12 protein-coding genes are annotated in these 10584 nt (G+C 67.0%); 8 read left to right on the top strand and 4 right to left on the bottom strand.

What is annotated here, in order from left to right:
• Nucleotides 1–102 precede the first annotated feature (102 nt).
• Nucleotides 103–675 carry an elongation factor P gene (gene efp / locus VGR67_12650; GenBank protein ID HEV8337260.1) on the top strand — a complete coding sequence of 191 codons (573 nt, stop codon included), beginning with the start codon at nucleotides 103–105 and terminating at the stop codon, nucleotides 673–675.
• A gap of 13 nt (nucleotides 676–688) precedes the next feature.
• On the opposite strand, the gene VGR67_12645 is transcribed toward efp, so the two are convergent.
• The 4 genes from VGR67_12645 to VGR67_12630 all read right to left on the bottom strand — a co-directional run bounded on the left by VGR67_12645 (nucleotide 689) and on the right by VGR67_12630 (nucleotide 5087).
• The gene (locus VGR67_12645; protein HEV8337259.1) at nucleotides 689–1669 is read right to left on the bottom strand and encodes a hypothetical protein; all 981 of its coding nucleotides are present in this window, start codon (nucleotides 1667–1669) and stop codon (nucleotides 689–691) included.
• Nucleotides 1670–1688: 19 nt separating this feature from the next.
• The gene (locus VGR67_12640) at nucleotides 1689–2522 is read right to left on the bottom strand and encodes a hypothetical protein (protein ID HEV8337258.1); all 834 of its coding nucleotides are present in this window, start codon (nucleotides 2520–2522) and stop codon (nucleotides 1689–1691) included.
• Nucleotides 2519–3457 (bottom strand): ABC transporter ATP-binding protein, encoded by a 939-nt coding sequence (locus VGR67_12635; GenBank protein HEV8337257.1) that lies wholly within the window; start codon nucleotides 3455–3457, stop codon nucleotides 2519–2521. Before VGR67_12635 ends, VGR67_12640 begins: the two co-directional genes overlap by 4 nt.
• Nucleotides 3458–3671: 214 nt before the next feature.
• Nucleotides 3672–5087 (bottom strand): sulfatase, encoded by a 1416-nt coding sequence (locus VGR67_12630; GenBank protein ID HEV8337256.1) that lies wholly within the window; start codon nucleotides 5085–5087, stop codon nucleotides 3672–3674.
• Nucleotides 5088–5205: 118 nt separating this feature from the next.
• Here VGR67_12630 and VGR67_12625 point away from each other — a divergent pair, with 118 nt between their 5' ends.
• The 7 genes from VGR67_12625 to VGR67_12595 all read left to right on the top strand — a co-directional run bounded on the left by VGR67_12625 (nucleotide 5206) and on the right by VGR67_12595 (nucleotide 10581).
• Nucleotides 5206–6225, top strand: coding sequence for a GntG family PLP-dependent aldolase (locus VGR67_12625; protein ID HEV8337255.1), 1020 nt, complete (start codon nucleotides 5206–5208; stop codon nucleotides 6223–6225).
• A gap of 121 nt (nucleotides 6226–6346) precedes the next feature.
• The gene (locus VGR67_12620) at nucleotides 6347–7492 is read left to right on the top strand and encodes an acyl-CoA dehydrogenase family protein (GenBank protein ID HEV8337254.1); all 1146 of its coding nucleotides are present in this window, start codon (nucleotides 6347–6349) and stop codon (nucleotides 7490–7492) included.
• Nucleotides 7489–8493 (top strand): methylmalonyl Co-A mutase-associated GTPase MeaB, encoded by a 1005-nt coding sequence (gene meaB / locus VGR67_12615; GenBank protein ID HEV8337253.1) that lies wholly within the window; start codon nucleotides 7489–7491, stop codon nucleotides 8491–8493. Before VGR67_12620 ends, meaB begins: the two co-directional genes overlap by 4 nt.
• Nucleotides 8490–8921: a methylmalonyl-CoA epimerase gene (gene mce / locus VGR67_12610; protein ID HEV8337252.1), complete on the top strand. Its 432-nt coding sequence runs from the start codon at nucleotides 8490–8492 to the stop codon at nucleotides 8919–8921. Before meaB ends, mce begins: the two co-directional genes overlap by 4 nt.
• Nucleotides 8918–9628 carry a CoA transferase subunit A gene (locus VGR67_12605; protein HEV8337251.1) on the top strand — a complete coding sequence of 237 codons (711 nt, stop codon included), beginning with the start codon at nucleotides 8918–8920 and terminating at the stop codon, nucleotides 9626–9628. Before mce ends, VGR67_12605 begins: the two co-directional genes overlap by 4 nt.
• A complete protein-coding gene (locus tag VGR67_12600) occupies nucleotides 9573–10238 on the top strand; it encodes a CoA transferase subunit B (GenBank protein ID HEV8337250.1) in 666 nt (221 codons plus the stop codon). The genes VGR67_12605 and VGR67_12600 overlap by 56 nt, the downstream gene beginning before the upstream one ends.
• 10 nt (nucleotides 10239–10248) lie before the next feature.
• Nucleotides 10249–10581, top strand: coding sequence for a hypothetical protein (locus VGR67_12595; protein ID HEV8337249.1), 333 nt, complete (start codon nucleotides 10249–10251; stop codon nucleotides 10579–10581).
• The last annotated feature ends 3 nt before the right edge of the window (nucleotides 10582–10584 follow it).

Genomic DNA, 10584 nt, shown 5'->3' with positions numbered 1-10584 from the left:
GAGAAAGTCTCGCCGCCCGCATGTCAAGATTGATCGAAGGAGTCCGTCTCGGATAGGCTCTCCTTCACGCCCAGGGAAACAACGTACCGCCGGAGACTTGCGATGATATCCACCGGTGATTTCAAGAAAGGGCTCTCCCTTCTCGTCGAAGGCAAGCCGTTCGTCATCATGGACTACACCGTCCAGACCCCTTCGGCGCGGGGCGCGGCGACGCTGGTACGCGTCAGGGCGCGCAACGTGATCACGGGACAAGTCCTGGACATGACCTTCAAGTCGGGGGAGAAGTTCGAGGAGCCCGACCTGGAGCGGCGGAAGATCAACTACCTCTATTCGGAAGGGGAGACCTACCACTTCATGGACGAGGAATCGTACGAGCAGTTCCAGCTCGAATCCGAGACGCTCGGGGACGCGACGAGGTGGCTGATCGAGGGGATCACCCTCCGGTCGGTGGTCTTCGGCGGGAAAGTGGTCGGGGTCGAGCTGCCCCAGTTCGTGGAGATGGAAGTGATCGAGACGGGACCGGGGGGGCGCTCCGACATGGCGAGCGGGAAAGTCACCAAGACGGCGAAGCTCGCCAACGGGACCGAGATCCGCGTCCCTTCCTACCTCGAGGCCGGGGAGCGCGTCCTCGTCGACACCATGACCGGAGAGTTCGTGAGGCGCGCCGGGAAGTGACGCCCGGCGGGATTCATTCCGTCCGTCCGCCCGCCTGGGGGGCCCGCAGCCGGGCGCCTGGAATCCTCATCTTGATCTCGACGCCGGCGCCCGTGTCGACGATGCTCATCTCCTGAAGCGCCTTCAGCGCCTCCGGATCGCTGTCCTTGGCCGCCAGCTTCCCGGCGGCCGCCATCCCGCGGAAGAGATCGCCCAGCAGGCCCGCCGATTCCTTGTCCCGCGCGTCGACCTGGATCTTCAGATCCACTTCCTTCCCCAGCCAGGCCATGACGCGCACCGAGTCGACGGCGGCGAAGGCCTTCGGTCCGTCGCCTCCTTTGGCGATCTCCGAAGAGAACCGTTCCGCCAGGCTCTTGGAGCTGAGGACCGCCCAGGCCGGCGCCTTGCGATCGACGCCCGCGAGAAGGTTCCGGAACCGCATCTCCCGCGCCGCGGGGGACTTCGTCCGCGTCACCACGCCCACGGCGCGCTGGACTTCCGGCTCCGAGCCGAAGAGCAGCATGCTCTCGGTGGGTTGCGCCATCGCCATCGGAGTCCTTCCGGCGGAGCCGGACCCTTCCTGGGGAGAGGTCCACATCCGGACTCCTCCTTTGAGGGTGCTCAGCGTTCCCCCTTTGGCCGCCGCGGAGTCGACGAGCCGGTTGCCCGCGAACCGGCCGCGTGCCACCAGCAGGAAGCCGTCGTCCGACCCCTCCGCGTTCTTGATCGAGACGAGGATCTGATCGGTATCCTGCCTCGGATCGAGGCCGGTTTCCTTGACGAACCGCCGGTAGTTCTCCGCCGCCTCGGGGACCGCGTCGAGGCGCGATTCCATGTCCGAGACCAGCTCGCTCTTCCGGAGCGTGGCGTAGTCGAGCGAGATCACAAGGTCGGAGGAGGAGGGGAGGAGCGCCATTTCGGTGGGCTCCGCTTCGAGGGAGAAGACGGGAGAGAAAGAGCCGCACGCCAGGAAGGCGGCCAGGAGCGCCAGGGTTCGGGGAAAGAGTCTTGTCATGGAGCCTCCTTTCTTCATGTCAGTAGTCCTTGCGAGAAAAATAAACGGTGCCCAGCGCCAGGCACGTGGCGCCGAAAATGATCGACGATCCCATGGGGGCGAAGGAAGCGACGGGCTTCTCCATGGCCAGCTCACCCATGACCTTTCCCAGCCCGGCGATCTTCGGCAGGACGTGATACAGGCCGTTGATAAGGGCAATGGCAGTCTTGCTGGTGAGCATCACCGTGAGATTCCCCCGGATCGAGAGAAATCCCGTCAGCGGAAAAAGGAAGTAGGCGAGCATGATCGTGATCGAGGAGGAACGTGTCACGACTCCCACCAGCATCATGAATCCAAGCAGAACGGCATAGGTCAGGAGGATGATCAGGCCGGCGGCCGGGAGTCCCATCTTCCAAGTCCCCGTCTTCCAGCCCACAAGGAGCCAGACTCCCCCGATGAGGTAGAGAAGGTTGATGAAGACGACCGCAAGCGCGCCCAGGTAGCGTCCCAAGAAAAGCGCAGTTCGGGACAGCGGCTTGGAGAGGAGGAGATCCACGTAACCCTTCTCCAGCATGACGGGGACGAGGTTCGCCGTGGCGAAGATGGAAAGAAACAACCCGACGCCGAAGAGGAATCCCGCGAGGCCCGTCTGAATGCCTGTGACCAGGCTGTCGATCGAGATGCGTTCCCCGCCGAGCTGGACTTCGTGGCCGAACAGCTTCGCCGCGGCCAGCGCCCCGTCCACGACGTCCAGATTCACGGCGAAGGTGATGAGAAGCAGCATCAGCGTCGACATGATCAGGAAGGCCAGAAAGGTGAACTTCGCCAGCGATTCGCGGATCGTCCCGTCCACGACGGCCAGGAGCCGGCTCACGGCCTCGCCTCCTCGCCATCCAGGATCTGGATGAAGCTCTCCTCCAGGGTGCTCTTCTCCGGCCAGACTTCCCGCAGGAGGCAGCCGGCCGCGCGCAGGGAGTCGAGACACTCGTTTAGCTCCTCCAGGCTGCCGACGCGCAGGTGCACCAGGCCGTTGGTCGCCTCGACTCCGGTGGATCGCTGCCGGAGCGCCGCCAAAACGGGCTCCGGGACGGCGCCCGCGTCGACCCGGTAGGACAGTCCCCGATCGGTGAGGTCGGCGACGCTCCCCTCCCTCAGGATCCGGCCGCGCGACACGACCGCCACGCGATCGCAGACGCGCTCGATCTCGGAGAGCAGATGGGAGTTGATGAAGATGCTCGTCCCTTTCTTCTTCTCCTCAACCAGGATCTGGCGGATCTCCGCCCGTCCCACCGGATCGACGCCGTCGGTGGGCTCGTCCAGGAAGAGGACTTCGGGCTCGTGCACCAGCGCCACCGCCATCCCGAGCCGCTGCACCATCCCCTTGCTGTATTTCTTGAGCCGGACGCCGGCCCAGCGCTCCAGCCCCACGCGGGCGAGGAGGCGGCGGGTCCTGCCTTCGATCTCCCGTTGGGGCACGCCGGAGAGACGCGCGAACCACCGGACCACTCCTTCCCCGGTAAGGTGCAGCGGATAGCGATGTCCCTCGGGCAGGTAGCCGACCCGGGCGCGCGTCTTCACGTCGCCTGCTTCTTTCCCCAGGACCGCCGCCCGGCCGCCGTCGGAATGGGTGATCCCGAGAAGGACCTTGACCAGAGTCGTCTTCCCCGCCCCGTTGGGGCCGAGCAGTCCGAAGACCTCCCCCCGTCGCACGGAAAGGCTGACGCCGTTCAGGGCCCGGACCGGCTCGCGGCCCCATCCCACTCGGTAGGTCTTGGCCAGGCTCTCGACGGCGATGGCGGTTTCGGTCACAGACGCCTCTTTGGAGCGGAATACTCCGTCCGAAAAGAGATACGGCGGGGGCCCTTTTGAAGTTCCGGAGAAATCAGGATATCACGACCGCCGGAACGATCCGAGGGTCGGGGCATCCCGTCGAAAGGGCATAAAATCGGCGCTCGGCGAAGCAAGCTCGAGCGCCGATCGCCAGGTTCGCGCCGGTCGATTGGCGCCGCGAGGAGCTGGAACGCTATTGAAGGTAGCCGAGCGAGCGGAGCCGCTCGCGCTGTTCGGGGGTCAGGCTTTCCTCCAGGCTCTTCCCGGCCCCCTCGTCGTAATCGACCCAGCGATCGAGATCGCGCATCAACTCCGCGCCGGCCGGGTCGGCGGCCGCATCGGCCGACGCCTGCTCCCCGGGATCCCGCGAAAGATCGTAGAGCTCGTGGAGATCCCCCTCCGGGCGCGGAATCCGGATCAGCTTCCGGGCTCCCCGCCGCGCGCTGCTCCACCTCCCGCGCACGCCCGGAATGTAGAAGCGAGGGTTCGCCGAGTGAATCAGCTGGTAATCGGTCTCGGCGAACAGGAGATCGTGGCCGCCCGCGGGCGTGAACGCCGGATTCCCCGCGGCGAACAGCGGCAGGCCGTCCATCCCGGGCCGGTCGGGCAGCCCCAGCAGGCGCAGAATCGTCGGAGTCACGTCGAGAAGCGACGCGGCGCGGTCCTGGACGCCGGCCGGAACCCGGTCCGGGAAGACGAAGATCAGGGGAACGCGCAGGGTCCCGTCATAGAGATACTCCCCGTGCGCGAAGCAATAGCCGTGCTCCCCCAGGCTCTCTCCGTGATCCGACGTGAGGACGATCAGGAGGTTCTTGCGAATCTCGGCGGGGATCCCTTCCACCAACCGGCCCACCTGCTCGTCCACCTGGGCGATCTCCCCGTCGTAGAGCGCCACGAGGAATCTTCGGTCCTCGGCGGAAAAAGGGGTCTTGAAGATGACGTCTCCCTTGGGGAGCTTCCCCTCCTGGAGGGCTTGAAGCGTCTTGGAAGGAGGCCGAGGAGGCCCGAACATCGCGGCGAACCGGGTCTCCGGCTCGTAAGGCCAGTGCGGCTCGAGGTAGTGGACCCAGAGGAAGAACTCCTTTCCGGCCGGGAAGGACCTGAGCTTGGCGAGCGCCTCGTCGGTGATCTCCCGGCTGCTGTCTCCCTCGAAACGGCGGCGCGGATTGGAGTAGGAGCCGAACCCCTGTTCGAACCCCTTGCCGGGCTGCAGGAAGATGTTGGAGACGACGGCGGCCGTCGCGTAGCCCCGCTTCCCGAGAATCTCCGCCAGGGTCGTGTTGGCCGCGGGAAGGATCGAGAAGAGCCCGCGCGCCCGGTGATGCTTCGGGTACAGCCCGGTCAGGATTGTCGCGACCGATTGCGTCGTCCTCGGAACAGGCGTGTAGGCGTTGCGGAAAGTCGTCCCCGCGCGAGCCAGCGAGTCGATCCGGGGGGAGGTGGGCCGGGAATAGCCGTAGATCTCGAGATGATCGGCGCGCAGCGTGTCGATCGTGACGAGCAGGAGACTGGCGGGAGGCGGAGGCTTGGCGCAAGCCAGCGCTCCGAGAAGAGCCGCGGCGGCGAGGAGAAGTCGGCGCGTCGGCGCGCCCAGACCACGAAGAGGCAAGCGGGACCCCGGCAACGAGCGGAAGCTTCCACCGTCATTATAAATAAAGGAGGCGGCCGGCGCGGTTCTCTCTCCGCGGGCCCGGCTGCTATAATCGCCGCCCTCGCGGGAGCGCCTCATGATCGACCTACGAAGCGACACGGTGACCCGTCCCACGCCGGCCATGCGGCGCGCCATGGCGGAGGCGGAAGTGGGGGACGACGTCTACCGCGAAGATCCGACCGTGCGCCGGCTGGAGGAGAAGGCGGCGGAGATCCTCGGCAAGGAGGCGGCCCTTTTCGTCCCCACCGGCTCGATGGGCAACGAGATCGCGGTGGCGGTGCACACCCGCCCGGGCGAGGAGGTGATCCTCGACGCCGACTCCCACATCATGAATCACGAGCTCGGGATGATGGCCGCCTTCTCCGGAGCGATGCCGCGGCCCGTCCAGGGAGATCGGGGTTTCCCCACCGCGGGGCAGATCGAGGAGGCGATTCGGCCCTCGATTTACTACTATTCCCGCGCGCGCCTCGTCTGCCTGGAGAATACCCACAACCTGCAGGGCGGCGGGATCTACCCTCGAGAACGCTTCCGGGAAGTCGCCGATCTGGCCCGCACCCTGGGCCTGAGGCTCCATCTCGACGGGGCGCGTCTCTTCAATGCGGCGGTGGCTTCCGGCGTGGAGATCGCGAAGCTCACGGAAGGCGCCGATTCGGTCATGTTCTGTCTCTCCAAGGGGCTGGCTGCCCCGGTCGGATCGATCCTGGCGGGAAGCAGTCCCTTCATTGAAGAGGCGGTTTCCATGCGCAAGAGGATGGGAGGGGGGATGCGCCAGGCCGGAGTGCTGGCAGCGGCCGGGATCGTGGCCTTGGAGACGATGGTCTCCCGGCTCGCCGACGATCACGCCAACGCGCGTCTTCTGGCCGAGCGGCTCGCGGCCGTTCCGGGCCTCGAGATCGATCCCGCGCGCGTCGAGACCAACATCGTCATGTTCCGCACCGTGAAGCAGCCGGCCCCGGCTTTCGTGGAGGACCTGAGAAAGGCGGGCGTCCTGTGCCTGCCGTTTTCCGCCCAGCTGGTGCGCATGGTCACCCATGCTGACGTGTCGCGCCAGGAGGTCCTGAAAGCGGCCGGCGAGGCCCGCCGGATCGCCGGCTGAAGACGGTTTTCCGCGGGCCGGGACCGGGTGGTGAGCATCGCGCCGTGAGCCGGGATTTCTTGACGGCTTTCGAGACGCTGCGATAGGATTCGTGAGACTCGGCTCAAGCCCCGGAGGCGACGTGGACTTCGCGCTCACCGAGGAGCAGCTCCTCACCCGCAAGACGGTCCGCGAGTTCGCGGAGCAGGAGATTGCGCCGCACAGCCTCCGGCTCGACGAGAGCCAAGAATTCCCCTTCGATCTCTTCAAAAAGGCCGCCGAGCTGGGGCTCGCGGGTATGATCTTCCCGCCGGAATACGGCGGCTCGGGACTGTCGAGCGTCGACGCCGCCCTGATCATCGAGGAGATCGCGCGGGTCGACCCCGGGGTCGCGCTCTCGATCGCGGCCCACAATTCCCTCGCCTGCAACCACCTCTACATCGCCGGGACCGAGGAGCAGAAGAAGAAATACCTGGTTCCGCTCGCGCGGGGGGAGAAAATCGGGACGTGGAGCCTGACGGAGCCGACCGCCGGGAGCGACGCGGGCGGGACGAAGACCCGCGCCGATCGCGACGGCGAGCACTTCGTGCTGAACGGCGCCAAGACGTTCGCCACGCACGGCTCGATTGCCGACACGGCGGTGATCTTCGCCGTGACCGATCCTCAGGCGGGAAAGCACGGCGGCATCTCGGCCTTCATCCTCGAGAAAGGGATGCCGGGACTGCGGCCCGGCAAGCGGGAGAACAAGATGGGCTGCCGGGCCTCCGACACGGCGGAGCTGGTGATGGAGAACTGCCGGGTCCACCGCACGCAGATGCTGGGCGCCGAAGGCCAGGGGTTCCGGGACGCGCTGCGCGTCCTCGACGGCGGCCGGATCGGGATCGCCGCCATGGCGGTGGGGACCGCCCAGGGCGCCTTCGAGGCGGCCTTGCGCTACGCGCGGCAGCGGGAGCAGTTCGGCCGGAAAATCAGCGAGTTCCAGGCCATCCAGTTCATGCTGTCGGACTGTGCCACCGAAATCCAGGCGGCCCGCTGGCTGACGCTGCGCGCGGCCGATCTGAAGGACCGGGGGGGAGAGATCAATAAGGCGGCCTCGATGGCGAAGCTCTACGCGTCCGAGATGGCGGTGCGGGTGACGGACAAGGCGATCCAGATCCACGGCGGCTACGGATACATCAAGGACTATCCGGTGGAGAAGTTCCACCGGGACGCGAAGCTCACCACCATCGGCGAGGGCACTTCGGAGATCCAGCGCCTCGTCATCGCCCGGCGGCTCCTGGAGCCGTGAGCGCCCGGAGCGGAGCGGGAGCGTCCCTGGCGAGCCGGATCCTGGCGGGCGACGCGCGGGCGCTGGCCCGGAGCATCTCCTGGGTCGAGGCGGAACGGCCGGAGGGACGGGAGGTCCTGAAAGCGGTCTATCCGAGGACCGGGCGGGCGCTCGTCCTCGGGATCACGGGGCCGCCCGGGGCCGGCAAGAGCAGCTTGGTGAGCCGGCTGGTGGCCGGCTGGCGCGGCCGGGGGGAAAAAGTGGGGATCATCGCGGTCGATCCTTCCTCCGCCTTCTCCGGGGGCGCCATCCTGGGCGATCGAATCCGGATGCAGGAGCACGCGATCGACCCGGGCGTCTTCATCCGCAGCATGGCGACGCGCGGCCATTTCGGCGGAGTCTCCCGAAGCTCGCGGGACGTCGTCGACCTCATGGACGCCGCGGGCTACGGCGTCGTGCTGATCGAGACGGTGGGCGTCGGCCAGGACGAGGTGGAAATCGTCGAGATCGCCGATCTGGTCCTCGTGGTCCTTCCCCCGGGGCTGGGAGACGACATCCAGGCGATCAAGGCGGGGATCCTCGAGATCGCCGACGTGTTCGTCATCAACAAGGCGGATCGCGACGGCGCCGACCGGCTGGAGTCCGAGCTGCGGGCGATGCTCGCGCTCGCCGCCGGCGATCCCGCGGAGGCCCCGCCGATCCTGAAGACCGTCGCTCTCACGGGCGAGGGAGTGCCCGAGCTGATGGAAGAGGTGGAGGGCCGGCGCTCGGGGGCGGTGGACTCCGAGGCGAGGCGGCGGCGGGAGCGGCGGAGGAGCCGCGAGCGCTTCCTGAACCTACTTCGCGACGAGCTTCTGAGCCGGGTGAGAAGAACCTGCCTGGACAACGGGATGATGGAGGATCTGGTGGAAGACCTGGCGCATCGGCGCCGCGATCCCTACACGGCGGCGGAAGCGGTCCTTGAGAAGATTCGCTTCCCGGCGCCGCGGCGGGCCGCGATGCTCGGCTCGAGGCGGCGGTGATCCAGCGTCTGGATCACGTCGCCATCGCCGTGCGCCGGCTGGAGGAGCGGATTCCGTTCTACCGGGATCTCCTCGGGATGCCGCTGTCCGCGGTCGAGGAAGTGCGGGAGGAGAAGGTCCGAGTGGCCATCCTGGGCTCCGGAGCGGGACGCGTCGAGCTGCTGGAGGCGAGCGGCGCGGGCTCGCCGGTCGAGAAGTTCCTCCGCGAGCGCGGCGAGGGGATCCACCATCTCTGCTTCGTGGTCGACTCGGTGGAGCAGGCCTGCGATCGGCTCCGCGCGGAGGGAGTCCGTCTCGTGGGCGGGATTCGCGAGGGCTCGGAGGGCTCGAAGATCGCCTTCCTGCATCCGAAGGACGCGGGCGGCGTCCTCATCGAGCTGCGCGAAGCGCGGCGGGAGCCGGCGCGGGGCGACGGAGCGGAGCCGTGAACAAGGTCATCGCGGGGGCGCGCGAGGCGATCCGGGAGATTCCGGACGGCGCCGTGATCCTCATGGGGGGGTTCGGGCTCTGCGGCATCCCGGAAAACCTGATCGCCGCCTTGAGGGAGCAAGGCACGCGGGATCTCACCGTCGTTAGCAACAACGCCGGAGTGGACGACTTTGGAATCGGCATCCTGCTCCAGAGCGGCCAGGTCCGGAAGATGATCTCGACCTACGTGGGCGAGAACGACACCTTCGAGCGGCAGTTCATCTCGGGAGAGCTGGAGGTCGATCTCGTCCCCCAGGGGACGTTCGCGGAGCGCCTGAGGGCGGGAGGGGCCGGGATCCCCGCCTTCTACACACCGACGGGGGTCGGGACGCCCGTCGCCGAGGGGAAGGAGGTGCGGGAATTCGGAGGCCGGACCTACCTGCTGGAGCACGCCCTGCGCGGCGACTTCGCGTTCGTGAAAGCCTGGAAGGGAGACACGCTCGGGAATCTCGTCTATCGTAAGACCGCCCGGAACTTCAATCCGATGATGGCCGCCGCGTCAGATCGGACGATCGCGGAGGTAGAGCATCTGGTGGCGCCGGGAGAGCTGGATCCGGAGGCGATCGTGACGCCCGGGATCTACGTCGACGCCATCTTCGAGGGGAAGAGCTATGAAAAGCGTATCGAGCAGAGAACGTATCGTCCGAAGGGCGGCGATCGAGCTTAGGGACGGCTACTACGTGAACCTGGGCATCGGGATGCCGACCCAGGTGGCGAACTATCTTCCCGACGGAGTCCAGGTGATCCTGCAATCCGAGAACGGCTTGCTCGGCATCGGACCCTTTCCCGAGGAGGGGCACGAGGACCCGGATCTGATCAACGCCGGGAAGCAGACCATCACGGAGACCCCCGGATCGGCCTATTTCTCCTCGGCCGATTCCTTCGCGATGATTCGCGGCGGCCACGTCGATCTCACCGTCCTCGGGGGAATGGAAGTGGATCGCGAGGGAAGTCTGGCGAACTGGATGGTCCCGGGCAAGATGGTGAAGGGGATGGGAGGGGCCATGGATCTGGTGGCCGGGGCGCGCCGCGTCGTCGTGATGATGACCCACACGACGAAGGACGGGGAGCCCAAGATCCTCGAGCGCTGCCGGCTTCCCCTGACCGGGGTCCGGGTGGTCCACCGGATCATCACCGACATGGCGGTGGTGGACGTCACGCCCCGCGGGCTGAAGCTGGTCGAAATCGCGCCGGAGCTGAGCGTCGAGCAGGTGCGCGGCGCGACCGAAGCGGCGCTGGACGTGGACGAGGCGGCGCTGGAGCGCATGCCTTTCTGAAGGGGAGCCGATGCTCAGGGTCGATCGATTTCGTCCGGGCGCTCCGGTCATCCTGTATCTGAAGGAGCCGAAGGAGCGCTTCTGGGGCGTGTTGCGCTCCTTGGACGGAACCGGCGTCTCGGTCCTCGGACTCGACCTGCAGGCGTTCGACGACTGGCTGCGGCAGGCGGCCGATTCCTCGGCACCGGCGATCACGCCGACGCTCGTCTTCTTCCCTCTGCTGCGCGTGGAGAAGATACTGCTCGACATGCCCTCGGGCGAGATTCCCTCCCTGGTGGAGCGCTTCGAGGCGAGGACCGGCCGGGAGCTTCTGGATTATCTGGGGCTGGGCGATCCCTCCTGAGGA

The sequence above is a fragment of the Candidatus Polarisedimenticolia bacterium genome (genome assembly GCA_036004685.1).
In the GTDB taxonomy this organism is placed as follows: Bacteria; Acidobacteriota; Polarisedimenticolia; order Gp22-AA2; family AA152; genus DASYRE01.
The sequence above is the reverse complement of the archived record's forward strand: the minus strand, read 5'-3'. Positions and strand labels throughout refer to the sequence as shown.